Here is a 25,007-nt window from a genome sequence, read left to right as displayed (position 1 = left end):
AGTGATGTCTGCCATGTACCCAAATTTGTTAAAACCATTGGACTTAGGTTTTACACAGCTACGAAACCGCGTCTTGATGGGATCAATGCACACCGGTTTAGAAGAACACAAAGAAGGACTACAAAAGCTTGCGGCGTTCTATGAAGAGCGTGCGAAGGGCGGTGTAGGTCTTATCGTGACGGGTGGTTTTTCTCCAAACTTACGTGGTCGACTACACCCTTTGAGTGCTGAGTTTAGTAAGCCGAAACACGCTAAAGCACACCAGGTTGTGACAGAAGCCGTACATAAACATGGTGGCAAAATCGCTTTGCAAATTCTTCATGCCGGACGTTATGCGATGCACCCATTCGCGCAAAGTGCTTCGGGAATCAAAGCTCCGATCGCAAAATTTGCACCTAGTGAAATGAGCGAACGTCAGATCAAAAAGACCATCGACGCTTTTGCTAACAGTGCTGAATTGGCACAGCTTGCGGGTTACGATGGCGTGGAGCTGATGGGCTCTGAAGGTTATTTGATTAACCAGTTTTTATGTAAGCGCACCAACATGCGTTATGACGAGTGGGGCGGCAGCTACAAAAAACGCATGCGTTTCCCGGTTGAAATTGTCAAAGCGGTGCGCAAAGCGGTTGGTGAAAAGTTCATTATTATTTTCCGACTCTCTATGCTTGATTTGGTTGAGCAAGGCAGCACCTTTGATGATGTGATTGAACTGGCAAAGGCACTAGAAGAAGCGGGTGTAACCATCATCAATACGGGTATCGGTTGGCACGAGGCTCGTATCCCAACGATTGCGACTCAAGTTCCGCGAGGTGCGTTTACTTGGGTTACTGAAAAAGTCAAACCTCACGTTTCGGTTCCTATTATTACTTGTAACCGAATCAATACCCCTGACGAAGCTGAACGTATTCTCTCTTCTGGACACGCTGATATGGTATCAATGGCGCGACCTTTCTTAGCTGATCCTTACTTTGTCGCTAAGGCTGAACAAGAGAAGTCCCAATTGATTAATACTTGCATTGGTTGCAACCAAGCGTGTCTGGATAACGTATTTAAAGGCAAGCGAGCGAGCTGTTTGGTCAATCCGCTCGCCTGTTATGAAACAGAAATTGTCGTAGAGCCCGCATTCAAGAAGAAAAACATTGCCGTTATTGGGGCGGGTCCTGCCGGTCTTGCGTGTGCTACTACATTGGCTGAGCGTGGACACAAAGTGGATCTGTTTGAGAAAAATGACCGCATTGGAGGGCAGTTCCGCTTAGCGATGCAAATCCCGGGCAAAGAAGAATTCCGTGAAACGATTCGTTACTTTGCAAATCGCATTGAGGAAACGGGCGTTAACCTTCACCTAGAAACAGAAGCTAACTATGACTTATTGACCGAATACGATGAAGTGGTGATGGCTTCGGGTGTAGAACCTCGTAAAGTTAAAATTGATGGCATCGATAATCCAGAAAAAGTGATCGACTATCAAACACTCATTCGAGATAAAACTCCTGTAGGTGAGAAAGTTGCCATTGTTGGTGCTGGTGGTATTGGTGTCGATGTAGCCACCATGCTCACTGAACCAGTTGGTCAGACGTTGGATGATTGGCTACACGAATGGGGAATCGACAAAGAGATGTCTCAACCGGGCGGTTTATACCCTTATCCCGATGCTGTTAGTGATAAAGAAGTATGGGTTCTACAACGTCGTAAAGGTCGTGTCGGTAAAGGTCCGGGTAAAACTACGGGTTGGATTCATAAACGCACATTAGAGAAACGCGGTGTTCACTTATATGGTGGCGTGTCTTACGACAAGATAGATGATACTGGTTTGCACATTCATGTGAATGGCAAAGAACAATTGTTAGCTGCAGATAAAGTGGTGATTTGCGCCGGTCAAGAGTCGGTTCGTCCATTTGAGGACAAGTGGCACGAGCTTGGTGAAAAACTGCATATTATTGGCGGCGCAGATCATGCAGGAGAACTTGATGCGGTGCGCGCTATCCGTCAAGGCGTCAAACTTGCTGTAAAACTGTAGTTATCTGTGACGGATCTTTTTCATTCTTAACCTTTTGTGGCTGCGCCTTGTGCGCAGCTTTTTTTATGGTTTTAAACCCTATAAAACAGAGTGTTATTTGCCAAAGTGGATTATGCTAAAGTGAACGCGTAAAAATAATAACTCACCTAATAAGGACTTGTTCATGGAAGCTCTCGATCTTTTGCTCAACCGCCGTTCTATTGCCAAGTTGTCTGAGCCTGCACCAGAAGGGCAAGCTCTAGAAAATATCATTCGTGCAGGTCTGCGAGCGCCAGATCACGCAGGATTGACGCCTTGGCGTTTTGTTATTGCTCAAGGGGATGGTCTTAAAAAGTTGTCAGATATCCTTGTGAGAGCAGCAGAAGCTGAAAACAGCGAAGACGCGGTGATAGAAAAAGTGAAAAACGCGCCTTTTCGCGCGCCTATGGTTATCACTGTGATTGCTAAAGTGACAGAACACGAAAAAGTCCCAGAACTGGAACAATATCTGTCTGCAGGTTGTGCGGTGCAAGCGATGCAAATGGCGGCGGTTGCCCAAGGTTTCCAAGGCTTTTGGCGTTCAGGAAAGTGGATGTTCCATCCAGAAGTACATCAAGCGTTTGGTCTTGAAGGCAAAGACCAAATCGTAGGTTTCCTGTATTTAGGCACCCCTGGTTGTACGCCAATGAAAGTGCCAGAGCGTGAACTGTCTCAATTCGTTGAGTTTCAATAATCTAGAATCGTGACCTTATCACTGTTCATCTGTACAGTTTTTCTTGATTTGTTAGGGGGACATTAGATAATGTCCCCCTCATTGTTTTGATTTTCTGAACTTTATGTCTCGTCTGTTTATTGCTGAAAAACCAAGTCTAGGTCGCGCTATAGCGGCTGCGTTGCCAAATCCTCAAAAGAAAGATCAAGGCTTTATCCGCTGTGGAAACGGTGATGTCGTAACTTGGTGTATTGGTCACCTGTTAGAGCAAGTAGAACCTGACGCTTATGACGAACGGTATAAGAAATGGAATCTGGCTGATTTACCGATTGTTCCACAGCAATGGCAGCTGAGACCGAGGAAGAGTGCCAGTAAACAACTCACAGTGATCCGTAAACTTCTCAAAGAGGCTACGGAGGTCATTCATGCAGGAGACCCTGATCGAGAAGGGCAACTGTTAGTGGATGAGGTTCTGGACTATTGCAAACTCTCCAAAACCAAAAAAGAAGCCACTCAACGATTGTTGATTTCGGACTTGAACTTGCCCGCAGTAAAACGAGCCTTAAGCTCGATGCGCAGTAACCGCGACTTTATTCCTCTTTCTGTTTCTGCTTTGGCGCGTTCTCGAGCCGATTGGCTTTACGGAATGAACATGTCGCGTGCTTACACTTTGCTGGGCCAAAAAGCGGGCTATCAAGGTGTTTTGTCAGTAGGGCGGGTGCAAACTCCAGTGTTAGGTCTGGTGGTGCGTCGTGACGAAGAAATCGAGAACTTTGTGCCGAAAGACTACTTCACGCTGCATGCTTTAATTCCATATCAAGATCAAAATGGTTCGTTTGATATACGTGCGCGTTGGAAACCTAGTGAGGCGTGTAAACCATGGCAAGACGAAGAGGGGCGCGTTCTGAGTAGAAAGCTCGTAGAGAACGTGGCGAATCGCATTGCCAATCAGCCCGCCAAAGTGACCGAATCAGAACAAAAGCAAACCAAGCAATCGGCTCCGCTTCCCTATTCACTATCTGCGTTACAAATCGATGCTGCTAAACGTTATGGGATGAGCGCACAACAAGTACTAGATACCTGTCAGGCTCTCTATGAAAAACATAAGTTGATCACTTACCCGCGTTCGGATTGTCGTTACTTGCCTATGGAGCATTACGCACAAGCGGGTTCTGTTACCTCTGCTATCTCCAACAATGCCAAAGAGCTACAAAGTGCGGTGCAAGGTGCGGATTTGTCAATTAAGTCCAAAGCGTGGAACGACAAAAAAGTTGATGCTCACCACGCAATTATCCCAACGCCTAAACAAGCAAATGTGAACGCGTTGTCAGGTAATGAGATGAAGGTGTATCAACTCATTGCACGTCAATATTTAATGCAATTCTATCCAGCTGCCATTTACGCAGAAGCGAAGCTTGTATTTGATATCGCTGGTGGCACGTTTATTGCTAAAGGTCGCCAGTTGGTTTCTCCGGGGTGGAAAGCACTCATGGGGAAAACGGACAAAGAGGACGAGGGCATCGATGCTGTACCGCCATTACAAGAAGGTACGGTACTGACGTGTCGGGAAGGGGAAATTAAAGACCGTAAGACAGAACCTCCAAAGCATTTTACTGAAGCGACATTGCTGCAAGCGATGACTGGGATTGCGCGTTACGTAGCGGACAAAGAACTGAAGAAGATCTTACGCGATACAGACGGTTTGGGAACAGAAGCGACCAGAGCCGGCATTTTAGACACCTTGTTTAAGCGCCAACTTTTAACGCGTCAGGGAAAGTCGATTTTAAGCTCACCAGCAGGGCGTGGTTTGATCCATGCTTTGCCGATGGACTCGACTTATCCTGATATGACAGCACATTGGGAACACCAATTGCAGGGTATGGCAGAGCGAAATCAAGCTTATCAACCTTTTATGCAGGCGTTAGAGCAACGTATCGATGGTTTGATGGGCGAGGTGAAGTCCGGTCCTATTCCAGATTCTTTACGTCACCTTCCTAAAGTCGAGCGTCCTGCATTTAAACGCAAGAAGCGCAGCTATTCCAAAAAGAGTACATCAAAGTCGAGTACAGGCAAACGTATACCCAAGTGACTTCAAGATGCAGGATTCAGAGCGTTGTCATTGATTCGAGGTCAAGGAAAACAACGCAGCGTAATAGCCAGCTCTTTCCAAGTTGTTTGACGCAGCCATTTGTTTGACTAAAAAAGCGAGTCAAAGACACGCTCCCAAAGGGCACTCTTTGCAAATATAAGGGCCTTGGCTTGTATACTTTGTTGCCGATTCTTGATTTAGAATGACTAGATCTTTAAAGCGCCGTCGCGTCTACAAACCAAGTCATTCTCGCTGAACCTAGCATCTCGAGGTTACGTAGGTAGAAAGCGTCTAAATAATCAATAAGCGAAGCGGCACCTGGAGCGCCGCTTTTTGTCATTTATGGATCGCTGCTAATCAAATAGCTCCCCATTACTTTGTATCGCACCGCGCACATCATCTTGCGTTAAAACACGCTTTCCTAAATCTTGCTTTACTTGTCGTCCCAAGTCGACAAGCGTGTCTCGGTTCGCTTGAGTTTGACGTTTACCTGCACTTCTCAAGCAGTAATTGAGCTCATGATCTTCACTGAAATTGACCAGATCTTTATCTGCAGCCATGGTTACTCTCCTTAGTGGTCGATATCCTCACTAAGTCTGGATAGGAATGAGTGAAATTCAAGTAAAGTGATGAGATAAAGAGGGGGGGGATAGAAAGATCACGACACGATTAGATTGTCGTGACCCAACTTTAAGCTATTGATTGCGAAAGATTACCAAGGAAGCATGGTTCCGTCGTAGTTGATGAACTGACCAGAGTTTTCCTGCGAGCTTTGCTCTATTACTTTTGCAAGACCTGCTGCGGAGGTTTGAGTATCGATAAGGGCGTTTGGTCCGCCCATTGCTGTTTGTACCCAACCAGGGTGTAGAGCGAGTACGGTAAAACCTTCTCCTGTTAAATCATTACTTAAGCTTTTTACTACTGAGTTTAGTGCAGCTTTAGAAGAGCGATAGATGTAACCTCCTCCAGAGGTATTTTCTGTCATGCTGCCAACTTTAGAAGAGATACATGCGATCTTCTTAGTTGTCCCTTTTTTCATTACAGGATAGAAGCTCTCGACAAGCTTTAAGGGCGCGATCGTATTTATCTCGAATACTTGACGCCATTCATCAACGTCTGTATTCCCAAAACCATAACCTTTCGGTCCGTAATACCCAGCATTGTTGATCAGCAGATCGATAGCAGGGAGTTGGTTAGCTAACTCAGTGACATCATCGTAATTTGTGACGTCTAACTCATGCAAAGTTAACGTGTCATAGTTTGATGCTAACGCTTGCAGATCTTTGCTTTCTGCTAGATTGCGACTGGTCGCATGTACGTGAGCACCTTGTTGTAAATACAGTGCTGTTAGGCTCAAACCTATGCCGCGATTTGCTCCGGTGATAAAGACTGTCTGACTCATGGGGGTGCCTATCTGTGTGATTCAATTAGGTGATATAGAAGTAAGATCATTGTGTTAGCTCAGAGCAATAAAATCAACCAGCCACCAAGCTCCAACCATCATTGACATGAAAAGCGATATCGCGCAAAAAGAGCCAAAGAAAGCGCCAAGGATCGTATATAACGTTTTGTTCATAATGAAAGGGAATTAATTGATATTGAAAATCATTATCAATTAATTCCCTTTTTAATCAACTCTTGGAGTTGGTACTATTTCACAATGATTGTTGAAAAGAATGTCTTATGTTGCCACTGATCTATCATCCCATCTACTCACAACTGGAACTGCCGGAAGGTCACCGTTATCCAATTATGAAGTACCAATACCTTTATCAAGCAGTGAAGGACAAGTTGGTTCAACAAGATTGGGGACAACATATCGAATTTTCCCAACCTCAACCGCTTAACGTGGATGAGATCAAGCTGGTTCATAGTGAGGAGTATGTGGATTTGCTTGTTAGTGGCGATATGCCGGCAGCTAAAATGCGTCGAATAGGATTTCCTTGGAGTGAGACCTTAGTCGCGCGGACGCTTATGTCGACAGCGGGCACCGTCTTGACTGCAGAAAAGGCATTAGAGCACGGTGTCGCGATTCACCTTAGCGGTGGCTACCATCATGCGCATAAAGATTTTGGAAGTGGTTTTTGTCTATTCAATGATTTGGTGATCGCGGCAAAACACATGCTGGAGACAGAGCACGTAGACAAAGTGCTTATTATTGATAGCGATGTGCACCACGGTGATGGTACTGCAACTTTATGTGCAGACGAGCTTGATATCATCACCCTGTCTTTCCATTGTGATAAGAACTTTCCCGCGAGGAAACCGGATTCAGATCTCGACGTTCCGTTGAGCCGAGGAACCAGTGACGATACTTTCTTAATGACGTTTAAAGAAGTGGTTGAAATGGCGCTCAACCTGCACCGCCCGGATATGGTTATCTATGATGCGGGTGTAGATATACATACCGACGATGAACTTGGTTATTTTGACGTATCCACGCAAGGGATATATGAACGAGACCGTTTCATAATGCAGTTGATGAAAGATAAAGGGGTTCCTGTTGCCGCTGTTGTTGGTGGTGGGTATCGAAGTAATCACTCAGATTTAGTACCCATTCACATGCAGCTTATCAATGCCGCAGAAAGCGTATATAAACCACGATAGTAGAACCAATGATTGTGAAAGGTGAGGCACTGATGTCTCACCTTTTTTATTGTGGCAAGCCTAAGACCTATACTTAAGGTGAGTATTGTCAAAAAAGAGGCGGCAGCGTATGGATTTTACGGAAAAGCTGCGTTTGCGGGAGAAAGCAATCGAAGACCTATATTTTGCAGAAGTTGATAAAAAGTTAATCGAAGCTTTGCATGAAAAGCAAAATCAAGAAGGGTTAACCAAGTCGCGGGAATGCGATGAAGACGACATCAATAATTAACGGGTTTTACACTTGATTGGGATGTTAAGATGGGAATCCTTTCCCTTTTTTATTTTCCTAGCCTTTGACGTTGTCTAAGCAACAAATAGATGGATTTAGCACATGCCAGAAAGAGAGTCCTGTCATTTGCCGAGATAAATATTAGGCTAGCTGTAACCTTAGCAACAGTTATAAACACCTTATAATTCGCCTAATAATAAATGTAAGTCACTCTCAAGGTACACCTACACTTCAGGTTGTGGGCTTTTTTCTTATCAGTTGAGGAGTGATAAATGTTTGGAGTAGTGGCACTCTTTTTGATTCGCATCGCAACGAACATTTCTAAGAGTGGCTACGTATCGAGGTTGTACTCAACTAGGGATTTAGAAACCCCGTAATTCTCCGAGCGCTAAAACGATAAAAGCTCGTTGATTTCTCGACGAGCTTTTTAAATGTGGCTGAGTGCGGGGACGCCTAGTCCGGGGGTGCGCTCAACTAGGGATTTAGAAATCCCGTAATTCTCCGAGCGCTAAAACGACGAAAGCCCGCTGATTTCTCAACGGGCTTTCTAAATGTGGCGGAGAGATAGGGATTTGAACCCTAGATACGCTATTAACGTATGCCGGTTTTCAAGACCGGTGCTTTCAACCACTCAGCCATCTCTCCGTTGTTGAGGCGCATAATATAAGGCTTTGAAAATCTTGTAAACCCTAAAATGAATCGTTTGGACGTTTAGTGCACGATTTTGTGTTGTTTGTGGAGAAAAGAATCAAAAAAGCTCTCCGGGTGGAGAGCTTTTGTTCAATTAATTGCTTTTAGAATAGAAGCGTTGAAGCTCTGTCAAACCTTGCATTAGAACAGGCAGTTTAGGCGATGTTTCGCGCAAACGCTTGTAATTGTCATCGTACAGCTTGTAGTTACCAAACTTATCGATAACGGTCGTTTGAGAGCCGGTGATCAGTGCGATTTCACGTGTATCGCCAGCTAAGATCCAACGACGGCGACTTTCATCAAACAAATTACGCCCGCTGCTGTAATCGTATGGGTTTGAAGATACGCCTAGCATGTCTTGCAACAGTGTCACTGACAAGTCTAAGTGGCTTGTACTGTGGGTAAATTCCGCTGGTAGCATACCTGGCCAATGGATAACCATAGGCACTTGCAGTTGATATTTGCTGTAGTTGCTGTTTGCGCCCCAACTGTTGGTATTGGTTTCGTTGAACTCGCTACCATGGTTTGAGGTAATAACCACAATCGTGTTTGCAAGCAGTTGCTTTTCTTCTAGGTCTGCGATGATCTTCGCAACTGTTTTATCAGCCGATTTTACCGCTTGCTCGTAAGCTTGCTTGAACCGCTCGCTAGCAGGGAGCTCTTCATTTGCTGCCATCGTTTCTGATTCGAAGTTATCAACGGTTGTCACTTCAATGAAGCTAAACCAAGGCTGCTGGGCTTGCTCTGTTAGCCATGTGTTCCAAGCAGAAATAGATTGTGGATCGGTATGAGCTTGGCTTCCATCGAGTGAGTTTGCCAAGTTTAAGCCGCGGAAGATAACTTCAGAATACAAGTCTTCTTCAAAGCCATTGCCACTGAATAAACCAAAGCTATAACCCTGATCTTTCAGTACATCTAGCATAACTGGTGCGCTACCTTGAGCTTTGATGCTACTTGCGTAGCTACTCGGTAAACCATAGAACAGACCAAATGCACCGTATGTATCATTGCTCGAACTGTAATGATTAACAAAGTTTTGATTGTCTTGTGCGAACTGGTACAAGCTCGGCATTTCGTCTTGGTTTAATGCGTCGGCACGTAAGTTGTTCACGCTGATCATCAGCACGTTTAACTTGTTAACACGACGATTGAATTCTAACTTCTCTAGTGGGTAGCTTACTAAATCAATATTACCTTGGTTCTCAGCTAAGCGTTTTAGGTACTCTTCGCGGTCAAGAAGACCGTGTTTTTCCATAAAGCTCTTCGCTGTCATAGGGTATGACAGTGGGAAGTTAGAGCGTTGGCTGGTAATAGGATTGTAGAAGTAAGCATCAGCCCAGATGTAAACCAAATGGCTCGCGATGAAGCTTAAGAAGAACACGGCAGCCAATGGTCGACCAACGTGTTTATGAGAAAGTTTGCGCTGTTTACGCCATACCCATTCAGATAAAGCGAGTTGAACAAGGAAGATCAGCGGCATCACAACAAATAAATGTTGGAGATCTGAGCTGAGTGCGCTTTTGTCTTCGCTAAACAACAACTCCCAAACCACAGGGTTTAGGTGCAGATTAATTGATTGATACGCTTGAGTATCAATCAGCAGCACGGTTTGACCAACCGTAGCAAATATCACTGCCACCAAACGGAAGAGTTTCCTAGATGGCAGGACAAACGTCAGCGGAAATAGAACCAATAAGTACAGAGCAAAAACAAGAAAGCCAAAATGCCCCACCCACGAAACCGCCAAATAGAATTGACCCATCAGGGTTTCTGGCCAAGGCGATTGAACGATATAGCGTGTACCTATCAACATCGAAGCGACGATGTTGAAGAATGCAAACCAATGCCCCCAACCTACTAGTCGGGATACGCGTTCGCCGTATGAGTTTCCGCTGTCTACCATGTACTTGTTCTATTATCCGTTTTTAGTGTGATTTTGGCGCTTCAAGAGAAGACATCAGTGCCTGAGCAAATTTTTCAGCAATAACTTTGCGTTGTGAAGCAGCAACTTGTTGATTTAAGACATTGGTTGCGATATTTCCGGCAATCATTAGCGTCAACTCAGGAGAAGCAGCGTGTTTTTCAAGAACAGCACCCACTTCAGCAAGAATTTTCTCTACTTGTTCGTCAGTATATTTAGATGTAATCGGCATAAAGACTCTAATAATGATAGTAAAAGCGGCTTATGATAACCTACAATGCCCAACAACTTAAACCTTGTAGCAAGATAAAATCACTATGAGCCTTCATCTTTCAAACGTTATTCTGCATCAATTGTGCAAAAACGATCAGGACGAACTGGTTGTTAAACTTCGCCCGGCGTCGTTAGAAAACGATACCTCAACAGAAAACCTTGTCGCGGAACTGCATCGCGTATTCCATTCTAAAGCAGGAAAAGGCTTCGGCTCTTTCCAATCAGACAGCGAATTTCAGTTTTGGCTTCAAGAAATGCGCACAGGAGAGAGAGATTTTTATGATTTCTCACAAATTAGTGCAAATCGCTTGAAAGAAGAGTTGATCAAGTACCCATTTGCTGACGAAGGTATCTTAGTCTTTGCTGAGTATCAGAGCTTGGCTACGGATTATTTATTTATTGGTATCTTACCAATGAACCAAAGCCTAAAAGTGACAGAAGGCTTAGATATCGATGCTACGGATTATTTAGACATCACTAAGATGGACATCGCGGCACGCATCGATCTATCGAGTTATGACACTGATCGTGATTCAAACCGTTACCTTTCTTACATCAAAGGTCGCGTAGGTCGTAAAGTGGCAGACTTCTTCTTGGATTTCTTGCAAGCGGATGTTGGTTTAGACACTAAACAGCAAAACCAAGTGCTGATGCAGGCGGTGGAAGATTTCTGTGCCGATTCTAAGTTAGAAAAGCAAGAAGCGAACGAATACAAAAAGCAGGTTTACAATTACTGTAACGAGCAAATTAAATCAGGCGACGAGGTGCAAATCTCTGAACTGTCTGGTGAGCTTCCTCCTAGCCAAGATGGTACTAGCTTTATGGATTTCACCAAAGAGCAAGGTTACGAGTTGGAAGAGTCATTCCCAGGCGACCGTTCTACAGTGCGTAAACTAACTAAGTACGTTGGTGCTGGTGGCGGCTTAAATATTAGCTTTGATAGCCTGTTGCTGGGTGAGCGTATTTTCTACGATCCAGAGACAGACACGCTTACGATTAAAGGCACACCGCCAAACTTGAAAGATCAGTTGAGCCGTAATTAATTGAAAGAAGAGAGCATTGTGCTCTCTTTTTTTATGTGAAGTGTGCACACTAAAAGCGCATTTCATGGTATATGCTTGTTATTAATAGAGATAATTGAGGAATGGGCGTTGCTGCAATTCAAAGAGGGAATAAAACAAGCAATCTGGTTTTTGTTTGCGGTATGGTGTGCCCTTGCTGTGGGTATTTGGCTGCAAGCTCAACAAACCATACGTACGATTTCAACCGTTGATGAACTCAGCAGCAAGGTTGATGAAGTGCGTCATATCTTTAACTTTGAGCTGCCTTATCGTGCTCAGCACGTTGACCAAGTCTCTCTCAAACTTCAGCTTGTTTATGCAGTTCGTTTGCAGTTGCAGAGCGAGTACTCTGACCGCTGGGGTGGTCCAGACTTAACGCAACTGCTTTATTCAACTGATCGCTTTCTTGAAGGCGCGAGAACATTTATCGGTAGCGATAGTGAGCTAGTCGCACTGGCTGACCAACTCCATAATAGCCGAGAGTCAGCCAGTAACTCTGAGCAACTGAGAACCATGTACTATCGCTTAGGTGCTTTGGTCTTAGAAGCCATGTTTAGCGATGCAGCGACAAGCTCAGATACTTACCAAGAGCTTGATTCTCTTTTTACCGAGTCACAAAAGCTAGAGCAAAAAGAGCAAGGGGCGTTCCAACGTCGATTGGCTCAAACGTCAAATGTGCTTGCCGCTCATGCTCAAGGCAGCCACCTCGCTAACCAATTGCTTAACCCTGAATTTTCTAATCAGTTTGCCTCTGTCATTAGCTCTCTTGAACAAAAGCTGATGTTTTACATCTCCTTTTTAGTGTTAGTAAGTGGTTCCTTACTCGCGGTGGTTTCTTGGGCTTTGTTCTACAAGGAAACTCCAGTCTTAGATGCTCCAATTCAACCTTGTGAAAAAACGGATACACCAATGAAGCCGAACCCACCTGAAGTGATTTTGCCGACAGAGAAGCAAGTTACCGAGCCAAGTGGTGAGGAGCGCATGCCTGTGGATGTGGTAAAACCAACCACACCTCTAGAAGAAGAGAATGACGATGCATCTTCTTTAGCCGCGAGTGTGAGCGTGGAGACGGATGAGCCTTATATCGATATAGAGAAAATGCTTGATTCGCTCTCTGGTGATGAAGAGTCTGTGCGTATGTTGTTAGAGGTTTTCATACAAGATCATTCTGAAGATGGTACGAAGCTAAGAACATTGATAGCCGAGGGTAAGGATGAAGAACACGCTCAGCGTATCGCCCATAGCTTGAAGGGAGTGTCAGGCAGCATTGGGGCGATGCCTCTACACTATATATCTGGGGATATCGAATCTTTAATTAAACAAGGTCAGGAAGTCGTTACAGGCAAGCTGGATATGTTGGAAGATACCCTGCAGAAAACGACACTTTTTGCTGAGGCAGTTCTTAATAGTGAAAACATTCGAGAAGTGCTAACAGATTGATATTCCTCTGACTTAAAATAGTAGAGATTCAGGTATTAAGGGGCGCTTGCGAACCTTATGCTTTGGTTCGTCACTGTTCCTGTCCTACACCATTTGATCATAGGTAATTTCATGTTCATCCGCCGACTGTCTTCTTGGTTGATAGCCTGTCTGGTTTTAAGCCTTTCGGGATGCTCTCTCTTAGAAGTAAAAATCGATAGTCAAACTGTACCGCTCACCAAACAAGAGCTAAACATGCGCATTATGACGCGTGAATACGCTCAGCAGTTCTTTGCTCAAGTAGAGCAAGCTGCCGATGTGCTCCAAGACAACTACGAGCCTAACGATAAAATAAACCAATCTTATATTTTACTTTGGAAAATCAATGCGGAAGAAGGGCTTCAAGCTGCCGCTTACCAAGTCTCGCCAATGGCGGCGCTGATTGACACGTGGGTATTTACTCACCAAATGGACCAGTTCTTCAGTGTCGGTGCAGGGAAAGATCTATTCACTACCGGGGAAGCACAACAAGTGTCTGCTCACTTAGCCAAGGAAGTCGATAAGCTTGCACAATCTTTGTTGAAAAAATACGTGTACTCGAAAACCAAAGTGTTTGTGGCTGACTTTGTTGAGAAATACCCATTCGCGGATTTGAGTATGATCCGTACACCAGCTTATCGAGCTTGGTTACAAGTGAATCAGATCAGTGAAGAGGAAGCTGTAACGACATTGGGTACGATGCCTGAGGCTATCGGTGATGTGTCTGATCGTTTGAGCTTAGTGTCTGAACAAACACCAAAAATCATGACGTGGAAAGCGCAGTTGCTCGCACTCAATAGCTCAGCAAGTATCGAACAAGTAAATGCAGCGCTAAACAGCTTGAAGGTTACTTCTGAGTCGTTGAAAGACTTTATCGATAATAACCCAGAGTATATGCGTAACTTGGCACAGCAAATGGCAGTGCAGTTGCAGCCACTTGTTGAAGATATCGACCAGAAAACAGAAGAGCGCTTGGTTCAGTTGAGTGAAGAGCGACAAGCACTAGAAAAAATGGTGGCGAGAGAACGCCAAGAGATTGCTCAAATTATTACAAACGAAAGAGAGAAGTTTGCGCAAGACCTCGACCACGTTTCGCAAGAGGTTGTGAACCTTGCAATGGATAAACTGATCGAACTGGTGAAGAGCACCATCATCTACTTCATTTTGTTCATCCTAGTGATCTTCTTTGCTCCTCTTGTTTTGGGCTATGCCTTAGGTAAACGTTCAGCGGTAAGAGCAGGTACCAAATCTGCCTGATTAGCCGGAGCTTAGCCAAACGACAAACATAAAAAAGGACCGAATCGTCGGTCCTTTTTCTATTCTATTGAAAGTTAGAACTATTTAAGCCGTTTGCTGCTTTAGTTCACCTTCTGCTTGTTCTTCTGTTGCTGGTGCTGTTGGTTCGCATTTATCGACAAACCAACCCATGTACGACGTGAAGATAGTGACGATAATACACACGAAGCTCAACCACATGAATGGCGCGTAAGACAATGTTGCCACACCCAGAATACTCGCCATGTAGATGCCGTTATCACTCCAAGGCACCATACCTGACGTTAACGTACCACCGAACTCGGCGTTACGAGATAGGTTTTTACGTTTGTAGCCAAGGCGATCGTAGTTTTTCGCACAGATTTTTGGTGTCAGAATCAGTGATACGTACATCGCCGAGCCGAATATGTTACCCATGAAAGCTGTACCAATGGTGCTTGTCGCCAGAGAACCCGCACTTTGAACACGTCGTTCGAACAGTTTCGCAATTGTCTCAAGCACGCCCACCTTATCTAGCAAGCCACCAAAACCAAGACCAAATACGATAACTGCAACAGAACCTAGCATAGAAGACATACCGCCTCGGTTCAGAATCGAGTCAATGAAATCCACACCCGAAGAAATTGCAAATGGTGCCCAAGCGGTATTGAATGCCGTTAGGAAGTCTACATCCTGAATCATTACTGCCCAGATAATACCTAGTAGTGAACCGAAGCTGATCACAGGGAAAGAAGGCATGCGCATAGCGAGTAGAGCCAATACGATAATGACTGGAACAAAAGAATAAGGCGTAATGAAAAATTGTTGTTCCATAGCCTGAATTACTGAGTCAACTTGGCTCATATCCACTTTACCTGCGAAGTGGAAGCCAAATGCAGTAAACATAATACCCGTAATGATGTAACTGATCAGGGCAATAGGCAGCATCCCTTTGATGTGCTCTACGACTTCTACGTTTGACATTGAAGAAGCAAGAATCACGGAATCAGAAAGTGGAGACATTTTGTCGCCAAAGTAACAACCTGATAAAACCGCGCCAGCTGTAATTGGTGCTGGAACCCCAAGACCTTGACCAATTCCCATCATGGCAATACCAGCAGTACCTGCCGCACCCCAAGAAGTGCCTGTTGCTAACGCAGTCAAAGAACAGATGATCATTGTCGCTAACAAGAAGATAGAAGGGTGAATGGCTTTTAAGCCGTAGTAGATGATGGTTGGTACGATACCACCAGAGATCCAAGTACCGACTAAGGCACCTACAGCAAGAAGGATCAGCACGGCACCTAAACCATTAGAAATCCCGTTTAGTGCTGCTTTTTCAAGGTCTTTGTATTGGTGACCTAATCTTAGACCCAATAACATGATAATGAACCAACCAATGTACAGCGCAAGCTGGATTGGAAGGTCTAATTTGGCAGTAAATGAAAATGCCAAAAGAAGAAACAAACCTAGTGAGATAAATACCTGTATCAGACTAGGAAGACGTGTTGTAACTTGCTTCATATGTGCCTCTGTCATTCATGGAGCAATAGAGGAAGGCCGCTCCCTGTTTTAATCGCGCATAACATACATTAACAAAAATTATATTTCGAACATTTGGTGCTTTATCTTGACTTTCATCCGATAAAACGTTTGCTTGTGAAATTAATAACTAAAAAACTTTAAGTTTAATAGTTTGAAATGTTTTGTGATGTAAAAAATATGTGCTGCAAATGTTGTTTTATCGCGGAGTGGTAAGACCATGTAGCACAGTGTTGGCAGTTTTCTCGGTAGGTTTTAGTGCTGAACCGATAAGAAAAGAGAAGAAAATACCTTGGATTATAAAAATTCGCGGTAAACGTTAAAAAAGTTGTGTTTATTTGCAAATTAGGGCTTGAGATTTTGTGTCGAAAATTGAACTATGGAGAAAGTTTCAAAAATATACATGGAGAGTTAGTGCGATGAGAGTAGGTTTAGTTGGTTGGCGCGGCATGGTGGGTTCAGTCCTAATGCAACGTATGGTTGAAGAGAAAGATTTCGATTTGATCGAGCCAGTTTTCTACAGTACGTCTCAAATAGGTATCCCAGCTCCAAACTTAGGTAAAGAAGCTGGTTTACTTCAAGATGCGTTCGATATTGACAGTTTAAAACAACTTGATGCAGTGATTACGTGTCAAGGTGGTGGTTATACAGAGAAAGTTTATCCAGCGCTTCGTCAAGCTGGCTGGAAAGGTTACTGGATCGATGCTGCTTCGACACTTCGTATGGTCGACGACTCTATCATTACGCTGGACCCTGTTAACCTGAAACAAATTCAACAAGGCATTCACGGTGGTACAAACACGTTTGTTGGTGGTAACTGTACCGTTAGCTTGATGCTTATGGGTCTTGGCGGTCTGTTTGAGAAAGGTCTTGTCGAGTGGACGAGTGCGATGACGTACCAGGCGGCATCTGGTGCAGGCGCGCAAAACATGCGTGAGCTGATTTCTCAGATGGGCGTAATCAACGACTCAGTAAGCTCTGAACTAGCAAATCCAGCGAGTTCAATTCTCGATATCGATAAAAAAGTTGCCGACACCATGCGCGGCTCTTCATTCCCAACCGATAAGTTTGGTGTGCCACTAGCTGGCTCTTTGATTCCTTGGATCGACGTCAAGCGCGACAACGGTCAAAGTAAAGAAGAGTGGAAAGCGGGTGTAGAAGCGAACAAGATCCTTGGTTTCCAAAATGCACCAGTGCCAATTGATGGTACGTGTGTTCGTATCGGTGCAATGCGTAGTCACTCTCAAGCACTGACTATCAAGCTTAAGCAAAATGTGCCAATGGATGAAATCGAAGAAATCATCGCAACGCACAACGACTGGGTAAAAGTGATTCCGAATGACCGCGACATCACGGCTCAAGAACTTACGCCTGCGAAAGTAACAGGTACCTTGTCAATCCCTGTTGGTCGTCTACGTAAAATGGCAATGGGCGATGATTTCCTAAATGCGTTCACTGTCGGTGACCAGCTATTATGGGGTGCAGCAGAGCCATTACGCCGTACTCTACGCATCATTCTTGCTGAGAAAGCTTAAAAGAACGAACACTGCGTTTCTTGAGAGCTAAAAGCTATATAAAAGCCGATGTGAATTCATCGGCTTTTTTGATCGTAAGTCTGGAGTACGGAACGGACTGTACTTTGCGAAAGTTCTTTATTAAGAGAGACAAATAGAGGGGGCTGGCGCCCTCGTTCTTGAGAGTGAGAGTGAGAGATATTGTTCTCCAAACTAACGCCGCGTCATTCCCGAAAGCGACGAAGGAGCGCAGTCGGGAATCTCTTGTTGGAGGCATTACGCCCTGAGACTCGGGAGCGCTCCACTTTAGGCATCGAAAGCCGATTCCTGTTCTATTCTTCCTCGTCCGCACTCACGACGCGATTATCAGGATCTGCTAGTTCACTGCCACAATGCTTACAGTGCATCGCATCTGAATCATGACCAGAGCGATTACAATTCGGACACTTTACTAATTGTTTGTGCGCATTCATCTCATTACTGAGTTCTGCAGTGATAATGCCGGTTGGGACCGCAAGTATCGAATAACCGAGCAGCATAGTTAATGATGCGATGGCTTTCCCAAGGTGAGTTTGCGGCACCATGTCGCCATACCCAACAGTGGTAATCGTTACGATCGCCCAGTAGATGCTTTTAGGAATACTCGTAAAGCCGTTGTGCGGACCTTCAATAACGAAAATCAGTGCGCCGAAAATGGTGACCAGAATACCTACGGTGCTAAAGAAGATAAGAATCTTACGACGCGCCATCAATAGAGAGCGTAGCAATATGTTGGAATCTTGTAGGTAGCGCACCAATTTCAAGATGCGGAAGATACGCATGACACGTAGTAATCGCACTACACCCATAAACGAAGCACCAGGGAAGAAGATCGCTAAATAGGTAGGCAGAATCGCTAACAGATCAACTACACCATAAAAGCTGGTGGCGTAAGACTTAGGTTTTGGAGAGCAGTACAGTCTTAATAAATACTCAATAGTGAATAGGGCTGTGAAGGTGTATTCGATGTAACGCAGTTCTCGCGACCATTCAGTCATTACCGATGGCAGTGATTCTAGAATCAAAACCACGAGAGAAGTAATGATCGCAATAATCAGTGCGATATCGAAGGCACGCCCAGCACGTGTATGAGTACCGAAAATAATGACGTATAAATGATGCTTGAAAGACTTGCGAGGCATGATGTTGCACTGTCAGCGTTAAAATGAAACGGATTGCAACATCATACCAGAAGTTATGAAATTTAGGCTAAACCAGGGAATAGGTTTCTTAAACCGTTAGCAATAAACTCAATACCAAGAGCGCCCAAGATTAGACCCATAATACGGGTAATCACGTTGATGCCTGTTTGACCAAGGAAACGAACGATCAAAGGCGCAGAGCGGAACAACAACCAAGAGCAAAAACAAAACAGCATGATCGTAACGCTAATACCAACCGTGTCGAGTGCACTTGGGTAACGTGCGCCATAAACAATGGTTGAGCTGATTGCACCTGGGCCTGCCATCAAAGGCATCGCTAGCGGTACTACACCGATTTGTTCGCGGCTTACGTATTCCGACTTCTCTTGTTTATTTTGCTTATCTTCACCCAGTTTACCGCTCATCATCGAGAACGCGATACTCAGAAGTAGTAAACCGCCCGCAACACGGAAAGAGTCCAGAGAAATACTGAACATATCCAACAACAACTGACCAGCAAAAAGAGAAATGATCAAAATAATCGCAACCGCAACGTTGGCTGTCGTGGCGGTCTTATTTTTCTCTTCTGGTGTCATATGACCGGTTAGTGATACGAACACAGGCATGATACCAACAGGGTTCACTGCTGCGACCAAACCTAAGAAAAACTGTAGGAAAATAGCTAACTCTAAAGTCTGCATGTTGCTTACTCGTAAACGTTCACAATAGTGAAAAAGAGAGGGGGTAATTTTAGGCGGTAATGTAAGGCAAAAGTGCGGTAGGAAGAAATGAAAAAAACTAACGTATTTGGGCTAGTATTTGTGAGAAAAACTAATTATTGAAGAAAATGTATTCAATCTGGAAACGAATTGTTACGTAGAAAATTGATGAGAGAGCATACTGATTTACACAAACGTTAACATTCGCACATTTTTCACAAAAAGAAAGGTGGTTTGTAGAGAGATAAGACGTATTCGATATACTCTCAGTAGCACAAAAATTAGGGTCCACATGTAATTTTGTTGGCTAAAAATGAAACTTTTTTACAGATTGTTGTTATTTTTTTTAGTTTTTAGTTCGTTTGCTTCTTTTTTGCTCAATAAAAAATGAAGTTTAATTTATTTGTTTATCAATGATTTATGTTGTTTTGTTGTGGTAAACCACTACTTTGGGGGTATTTCAGTTGTGAGAACTGATCCAAGTCAATTTTTTTCACACTCTGAAATATTATACTCAGCCCTGAAAGCAATTTACTAAGATGGTTGTTAGTTAAGTCGCTGATAAACAGTAAAAACGAAAGACAATAACCTTACTAAAAAGTTTTTAATATTTATTATTTTAGGAGATCCACCATGCCTGTAACTAACTTAGCTGAACTAGATGCTCTAGTAGCACGCGTTAAAGCAGCACAAGAAGAGTTCGCAACATTTTCTCAAGAGAAAGTAGATGCAATCTTCCGCGCAGCTTCTCTTGCAGCTAACCATGCGCGTATCCCACTAGCACAACAAGCAGTTGCTGAATCTGGAATGGGTATTGTTGAAGATAAGGTAATCAAAAACCACTTCGCTTCAGAATTTATCTACAACAAATACAAAGACGAAAAAACATGTGGCATCTTAGAAGAAGATGACAACCTAGGCACAATGACTATCGCTGAGCCTGTAGGTATCATCTGTGGTATCGTTCCAACGACTAACCCGACTTCTACTGCTATCTTCAAATCTCTAATCTCTCTAAAAACTCGTAACGGCATCATCTTCTCGCCACACCCACGTGCGAAGAACTCAACTAACGATGCGGCGAAACTAGTTCTAGATGCAGCAGTAGCAGCTGGTGCACCAAAAGACATCATCGGTTGGATCGACCAACCATCTGTAGAGCTTTCTAACGCTCTTATGAAGCACGACGGTATCGCTCTTATCCTTGCAACTGGTGGTCCAGGCATGGTTAAAGCAGCTTACTCTTCTGGTAAGCCAGCTATCGGTGTAGGTGCAGGTAACGTTCCTGTAGTTATCGATGAAACAGCTGACATCAAACGTGCTGTTGCTTCTATCCTAATGTCTAAAACTTTCGATAACGGCGTAGTATGTGCTTCTGAGCAAGCTGCAATCGTAGTTAGCGAAGTTTACGACGAAGTGAAAGAGCGTTTCGCTTCTCATAAAGCTCACGTTCTATCTAAAGCTGACGCTGATAAAGTACGTAAAGTACTTCTTATCGACGGCGCACTAAACGCGAAAATCGTAGGTCAACCTGCTCCAGCAATCGCTGAAATGGCTGGCGTTAAAGTTCCTGCTGACACAAAAGTTCTTGTAGGTGAAGGTCTAGGTAAAGTTTCTTACGATGATGAGTTCGCTCACGAGAAACTATCTCCAACTCTAGGTCTATTCCGTGCTGACAACTTCGAAGATGCAGTTGCTCAAGCGGTAACAATGGTTGAAATCGGTGGTATCGGTCACACATCTGGTCTTTACACTAACCAAGACGTAAACGCAGACCGCATCCGTTACTTCGGTGACAAGATGAAGACTGCACGTATCCTTGTAAACATCCCGACTACTCACGGTGGTATCGGTGACCTTTACAACTTCAACGTAGCACCTTCTCTAACTCTAGGTTGTGGTTCTTGGGGTGGTAACTCTATCTCTGAGAACGTAGGTCCTAAGCACCTTATCAACAAGAAAACTGTAGCTAAGCGAGCTGAAAACATGTTGTGGCACAAACTACCTAAGTCTATCTACTTCCGTCGTGGTAGCCTTCCAATCGCAATGAGCGACCTAGAAGGTAAGAAACGCGCATTCCTAGTAACTGACCGTTTCCTATTCAACAACGGTTACGCTGATGAAGTAGTTAAACTGCTTAAAGAGCAAGGCATCGAAGTTCAAACATTCTTCGACGTAGAAGCGGATCCAACACTATCTGTTGTTGAGAAAGGTGCAGAAGCAATGAAGAGCTTCCAACCTGACGTAATCCTAGCTCTAGGTGGTGGTTCACCAATGGATGCTGCGAAGATCATGTGGGTAATGTACGAGCACCCAGAAACTCACTTCGCTGAACTAGCAATGCGCTTTATGGACATCCGTAAACGTATCTACAAGTTCCCTAAAATGGGTAAGAAAGCTGAGCTTGTATGTATCACTACAACTTCAGGTACTGGTTCAGAAGTTACTCCATTCGCTGTTGTTACAGACGACAAGACTGGTGCTAAGTACCCACTAGCTGACTACGAAATCACGCCAAACATGGCTATCGTTGATGCTAACCTAGTAATGAACATGCCTAAGTCTCTAACAGCATTCGGTGGTTACGATGCAGTAACTCACGCTCTAGAAGCTTACGTATCTGTTCTTGCGAACGAGTACTCAGATGGTCAAGCTCTACAAGCGCTTAAGATGCTTAAAGAGTACCTACCTTCAAGCTACGCGAACGGTGCAAACGACCCAATCGCTCGTGAGAAAGTACACAACGCGGCAACTATCGCTGGTATCGCGTTTGCTAACGCATTCCTAGGTGTTTGTCACTCAATGGCGCACAAGATTGGTGCTGAGTTCCACCTACCTCACGGTCTAGCGAACGCACTACTAATCTCGAACGTTGTACGTTACAACGCGAACGACAACCCAACTAAACAAACTGCGTTCTCTCAATACGACCGTCCACAAGCACGTCGTCGTTACGCTGAAGTTGCTGACCACCTAGGCCTAAGCCAAGAAGGTGACCGTACTGCTCAGAAGATTGAACGTCTACTAGCATGGTTGGACGAGCTGAAAGGCGACCTAGACATCCCAATGTCTATCCAAGCAGCAGGTGTTTCTGAAGCTGACTTCGTAGCGAAACTAGACGAACTAGCTGTTGAAGCGTTCGATGACCAGTGTACAGGTGCTAACCCTCGTTACCCTCTAATCACTGAGCTAAAAGAAGTTCTAATGGCTTCTTACTACGGTAAAGCATTCGTTGAAGGCGAAACTTTCGAAGGTACAACTGTTATCAAGAAGAAAGCAGACCAAGTAGCGAAAGAAGCAGCACCAAAAGCTAAGAAAGAAAAAGCTAACGCATAAGTACGACGTTAGTTATGAAGTAGGTTTTCGCTAGCACGAAGCTTACAATCGGGAAAACTCAAAGCCCCAGTCGAAAGACTGGGGCTTTTTTTTGTTCTTTACATTACCAACGGCTCTGTTAGGTGGCGGATTTAGGTAGGAAGGTTTACTTAGACTTCGGTCGTGACGACGCGTCCGCTAAAGTACTCATTTGCGACAATGTAGGCGGTATTTCTTACCAACTCATCTTGGATCTGAGCCCAATGTCGCTCGTCTAGATCTTCGCTGGTATGGTTTACTGATGGGATGACGCCACCCACACGAATATTGAAAGGGGTCAGCTCTTTTGCCCAGCTGTGAGTAAAGCCAGACACCAGTGCTGCCATGCTCTCTACTCCAGTGAGATCTTCATGGTTGTCATGTGAGATAACGTTAACGATCACGCCTTTCTTCTCTCTCGAACGAAATCGTTCTGCACTGACTTGCCCATAGGTATAGAGAAAGCGAGCCGCAGAAGAAAGGTGGTCAATGTAGGTACTCATTGGCTCTGGAGCCATTAAGCTTGGCATTGGTGAGCTAGTCCAGCAGTTTACGATTACATCGGGAGTCGCACCTAATTGCGACTCTATTTGGTCGAACAATAAGTTGATGGATGTCGTGTTGTCATTGCACACATTCATCGCATATACCCTGTCGGAAAACGCACTGATTTGCTCGTAGCTTGCCTTCAAGGCACTAGGGTTCTGATCACAAAGTACCAACGTTGCCCCAAGATGGGCAAAGTGGTTGGAGCAAGTTCTGCCCAATACAGAGCCTGCAGATGTGACGAGAATGATTGAGTCTTTAATATCCATAGCACCTTCACTGTAATTTCTTGTGTTAAACAATACATCAGTGGTTTGTGCTATCAGCATGGATGAATTTATTTGAGCTCAGTGTGAAAAGGCTCAAACTAACGCTTTTGCGCGACAATTATTGTTTAGGAATTTGTAAGGCGTCACATTTCTGACGTGCTTGGAATGTAAGCGCTTGGCGGAAAAGTGAAACGTTATGCTTGAGTTTGGATTTGGTAATGACGTTGAGCCGTCACTAGTTGATTGTACAAACCTGCATCGGGAATAAGGGTTTTGTTGCGCTCACCTAAGCTGCGGCGTTCGTGACCTGAAAGGTTGTGATAAACCTCTTCTGGTAGATTAAATGTGTCTTCAGGAAGGTAAGTGAGTGCATCAGGCTTTAGGTAGTGGCTCAGTTTTGCCGAAGGCAAGCCAGCATCATGAAACTGTTTCGCTTGTTCTGCTGCGAGTTCATAGCTACTGCTATCAGAACGTAGAGACTGAGGTTGAGATAAACCGAATTGTTGACGAAGAATGTCATCACTGGTGATCACTTCTTGGACTTCTTCAACCGGAACCACATCGCGGACATCGTTAGAAAACATAGACAGAATCAACGAGAAATCAGCGCGACGACCTTCGTGTACGGCATGGTTAATACCATTACCGAACTGAAGTTCGTTGATGATTGCTGCTTTGTCTAAAGTATGGATTTGCATGATGTTCCTCGCTTGATGCACTTTTAGCGGCAACGGAGAGAAGAACTTTAGGAAAAAGAGGGGATTAATTGAAGAAATCGGTTGGAGATGTAATAAAAAAGCCCGCAACAATGCGAGCTTTTTGAATATGACTAAATTGAACTTAGGGGGAAGTTAATTACTTCGCTAGGTTCTCAGCTACGAAATCCCAGTTTACAAGCGCCCAGAAGCCGTTCATGTAATCAGGACGTACGTTGCGGTAATCGATGTAGTACGCGTGTTCCCACAGGTCAACAGTTAGAAGTGGAGTCGTACCTTCTTCTGTTAGAGGTGTAGCAGCGTTAGAAGTGTTAACGATTTCTAGAGAACCGTCAGCTTTCTTAACTAACCAAGTCCATGAAGAACCAAAGTTGTTGATTGCTGCGTCAGTGAACTTCGCTTTGAATTCTTCGAAAGAACCGAATGCAGCGTTGATTGCATCAGCAACTGCACCAGTTGGCTCGCCGCCCGCGTTTGGCGCTAGGCAGTGCCAGTAGAACGTGTGGTTCCAGATCTGTGCTGCGTTGTTAAATACGCCACCAGTAGAAGTCTTGATGATCTCTTCTAGTGTCTTGCCTTCGAACTCAGTACCAGGGATAAGACCGTTTAGCTTAACAACGTAAGTGTTGTGGTGCTTACCGTGGTGGAAATCTAGAGTCTCTGCAGAGATGTGTGGTTCTAGTGCGTCTTTCGCGTAAGGAAGAGCTGGTAGTTCAAATGCCATTGCTCGATTCTCCATAGATATGAAAGGGTTACCTTTCGATTGCTTCCAGTGTTTTTATTTATATGTAGTCGTTACGACTGACTTGAAAAGTATTTTAGCAAGTTTTTACTTTA

21 protein-coding genes and 1 tRNA gene are annotated in these 25,007 nt (G+C 44.3%); 10 read left to right on the top strand and 12 right to left on the bottom strand.

Annotated elements, in window-relative coordinates; translation table 11 throughout:
• Nucleotides 1-4 precede the first annotated feature (4 nt).
• The 3 genes from J4N44_RS12000 to J4N44_RS11990 all read left to right on the top strand — a co-directional run bounded on the left by J4N44_RS12000 (nt 5) and on the right by J4N44_RS11990 (nt 4,797).
• Nucleotides 5-2,017: an NADPH-dependent 2,4-dienoyl-CoA reductase gene (locus J4N44_RS12000; protein ID WP_009698533.1), complete on the top strand. Its 2,013-nt coding sequence runs from the start codon at nt 5-7 to the stop codon at nt 2,015-2,017.
• 163 nt (nt 2,018-2,180) lie between these two features.
• Nucleotides 2,181-2,729 carry an NAD(P)H nitroreductase gene (locus tag J4N44_RS11995; RefSeq protein WP_005444644.1) on the top strand — a complete coding sequence of 183 codons (549 nt, stop codon included), beginning with the start codon at nt 2,181-2,183 and terminating at the stop codon, nt 2,727-2,729.
• Between the two features lie 103 nt (nt 2,730-2,832).
• Nucleotides 2,833-4,797 carry a DNA topoisomerase III gene (locus J4N44_RS11990; protein WP_017817824.1) on the top strand — a complete coding sequence of 655 codons (1,965 nt, stop codon included), beginning with the start codon at nt 2,833-2,835 and terminating at the stop codon, nt 4,795-4,797.
• A gap of 214 nt (nt 4,798-5,011) precedes the next feature.
• On the opposite strand, the gene J4N44_RS28155 is transcribed toward J4N44_RS11990, so the two are convergent.
• The 3 genes from J4N44_RS28155 to J4N44_RS11980 all read right to left on the bottom strand — a co-directional run bounded on the left by J4N44_RS28155 (nt 5,012) and on the right by J4N44_RS11980 (nt 6,199).
• Nucleotides 5,012-5,137, bottom strand: coding sequence for a hypothetical protein (locus J4N44_RS28155; RefSeq protein WP_256592977.1), 126 nt, complete (start codon nt 5,135-5,137; stop codon nt 5,012-5,014).
• Nucleotides 5,138-5,150: 13 nt separating this feature from the next.
• Nucleotides 5,151-5,357, bottom strand: coding sequence for a hypothetical protein (locus tag J4N44_RS11985; protein WP_005444646.1), 207 nt, complete (start codon nt 5,355-5,357; stop codon nt 5,151-5,153).
• 152 nt (nt 5,358-5,509) lie between these two features.
• A complete protein-coding gene (locus tag J4N44_RS11980; protein ID WP_038899686.1) occupies nt 5,510-6,199 on the bottom strand; it encodes an SDR family oxidoreductase in 690 nt (229 codons plus the stop codon).
• A 281-nt stretch (nt 6,200-6,480) separates the two neighbouring features.
• On the opposite strand from J4N44_RS11980, the gene J4N44_RS11975 reads away from it, so the two are divergent.
• Both J4N44_RS11975 and J4N44_RS11970 read left to right on the top strand, forming a co-directional pair.
• On the top strand, nt 6,481-7,404 hold the full coding sequence (locus J4N44_RS11975; RefSeq protein WP_050938527.1) for a histone deacetylase family protein: 924 nt from the start codon (nt 6,481-6,483) through the stop codon (nt 7,402-7,404).
• 109 nt (nt 7,405-7,513) lie between these two features.
• Nucleotides 7,514-7,672 (top strand): hypothetical protein, encoded by a 159-nt coding sequence (locus J4N44_RS11970; protein WP_005444649.1) that lies wholly within the window; start codon nt 7,514-7,516, stop codon nt 7,670-7,672.
• Nucleotides 7,673-8,226: 554 nt separating this feature from the next.
• Here the strand turns inward: J4N44_RS11970 and J4N44_RS11965 are convergent.
• The 3 genes from J4N44_RS11965 to J4N44_RS11955 all read right to left on the bottom strand — a co-directional run bounded on the left by J4N44_RS11965 (nt 8,227) and on the right by J4N44_RS11955 (nt 10,515).
• A tRNA-Ser gene (locus tag J4N44_RS11965) sits at nt 8,227-8,317 on the bottom strand.
• A 139-nt stretch (nt 8,318-8,456) separates the two neighbouring features.
• On the bottom strand, nt 8,457-10,265 hold the full coding sequence (locus J4N44_RS11960) for a DUF3413 domain-containing protein (RefSeq protein ID WP_009698525.1): 1,809 nt from the start codon (nt 10,263-10,265) through the stop codon (nt 8,457-8,459).
• A 22-nt stretch (nt 10,266-10,287) separates the two neighbouring features.
• The gene (locus tag J4N44_RS11955) at nt 10,288-10,515 is read right to left on the bottom strand and encodes a YejL family protein (RefSeq protein ID WP_005444651.1); all 228 of its coding nucleotides are present in this window, start codon (nt 10,513-10,515) and stop codon (nt 10,288-10,290) included.
• Between the two features lie 85 nt (nt 10,516-10,600).
• On the opposite strand from J4N44_RS11955, the gene yejK reads away from it, so the two are divergent.
• The 3 genes from yejK (at nt 10,601) to J4N44_RS11940 (ending at nt 14,332) form a co-directional block, all read left to right on the top strand.
• On the top strand, nt 10,601-11,599 hold the full coding sequence (gene yejK / locus J4N44_RS11950; RefSeq protein WP_252044493.1) for a nucleoid-associated protein YejK: 999 nt from the start codon (nt 10,601-10,603) through the stop codon (nt 11,597-11,599).
• Nucleotides 11,600-11,707: 108 nt separating this feature from the next.
• A complete protein-coding gene (locus J4N44_RS11945) occupies nt 11,708-13,057 on the top strand; it encodes an Hpt domain-containing protein (protein WP_252044492.1) in 1,350 nt (449 codons plus the stop codon).
• A 111-nt stretch (nt 13,058-13,168) separates the two neighbouring features.
• The gene (locus J4N44_RS11940; RefSeq protein WP_252044491.1) at nt 13,169-14,332 is read left to right on the top strand and encodes a chemotaxis protein; all 1,164 of its coding nucleotides are present in this window, start codon (nt 13,169-13,171) and stop codon (nt 14,330-14,332) included.
• Nucleotides 14,333-14,416: 84 nt separating this feature from the next.
• Here J4N44_RS11940 and nhaC read toward each other — a convergent pair whose 3' ends face one another.
• Nucleotides 14,417-15,853 (bottom strand): Na+/H+ antiporter NhaC, encoded by a 1,437-nt coding sequence (gene nhaC, locus J4N44_RS11935; protein ID WP_085319961.1) that lies wholly within the window; start codon nt 15,851-15,853, stop codon nt 14,417-14,419.
• A gap of 437 nt (nt 15,854-16,290) precedes the next feature.
• Here nhaC and asd point away from each other — a divergent pair, with 437 nt between their 5' ends.
• Nucleotides 16,291-17,406: an aspartate-semialdehyde dehydrogenase gene (asd, locus tag J4N44_RS11930; protein WP_005444658.1), complete on the top strand. Its 1,116-nt coding sequence runs from the start codon at nt 16,291-16,293 to the stop codon at nt 17,404-17,406.
• A gap of 311 nt (nt 17,407-17,717) precedes the next feature.
• Here the strand turns inward: asd and J4N44_RS11925 are convergent, their stop codons facing one another.
• Together J4N44_RS11925 and J4N44_RS11920 are read right to left on the bottom strand one after the other, a co-directional pair.
• Complete coding sequence (locus tag J4N44_RS11925) at nt 17,718-18,566, bottom strand: ion transporter (protein WP_005444660.1); 849 nt, start codon at nt 18,564-18,566, stop codon at nt 17,718-17,720.
• A 62-nt stretch (nt 18,567-18,628) separates the two neighbouring features.
• Nucleotides 18,629-19,267 carry a YchE family NAAT transporter gene (locus J4N44_RS11920; RefSeq protein WP_005444661.1) on the bottom strand — a complete coding sequence of 213 codons (639 nt, stop codon included), beginning with the start codon at nt 19,265-19,267 and terminating at the stop codon, nt 18,629-18,631.
• 651 nt (nt 19,268-19,918) lie between these two features.
• Between J4N44_RS11920 and adhE the strand changes: the two genes are divergently transcribed.
• A complete protein-coding gene (gene adhE / locus J4N44_RS11915; protein WP_005444662.1) occupies nt 19,919-22,621 on the top strand; it encodes a bifunctional acetaldehyde-CoA/alcohol dehydrogenase in 2,703 nt (900 codons plus the stop codon).
• 149 nt (nt 22,622-22,770) lie between these two features.
• Here the strand turns inward: adhE and J4N44_RS11910 are convergent, their stop codons facing one another.
• From J4N44_RS11910 to sodB, 3 genes are all read right to left on the bottom strand, one after another.
• Nucleotides 22,771-23,514, bottom strand: coding sequence for an SDR family oxidoreductase (locus J4N44_RS11910; RefSeq protein WP_017189356.1), 744 nt, complete (start codon nt 23,512-23,514; stop codon nt 22,771-22,773).
• 134 nt (nt 23,515-23,648) lie between these two features.
• The gene (locus tag J4N44_RS11905; protein ID WP_009698520.1) at nt 23,649-24,152 is read right to left on the bottom strand and encodes a VC2046/SO_2500 family protein; all 504 of its coding nucleotides are present in this window, start codon (nt 24,150-24,152) and stop codon (nt 23,649-23,651) included.
• Nucleotides 24,153-24,309: 157 nt separating this feature from the next.
• Complete coding sequence (sodB, locus tag J4N44_RS11900) at nt 24,310-24,894, bottom strand: superoxide dismutase [Fe] (RefSeq protein WP_005444665.1); 585 nt, start codon at nt 24,892-24,894, stop codon at nt 24,310-24,312.
• Nucleotides 24,895-25,007: the final 113 nt, after the last annotated feature.

It is taken from the genome of Vibrio sp. SCSIO 43155, from assembly GCF_023716605.1.
GTDB lineage: Bacteria > Pseudomonadota > Gammaproteobacteria > Enterobacterales > Vibrionaceae > Vibrio > Vibrio harveyi.
This window is presented reverse-complemented; position numbering and strand designations above follow the sequence as displayed.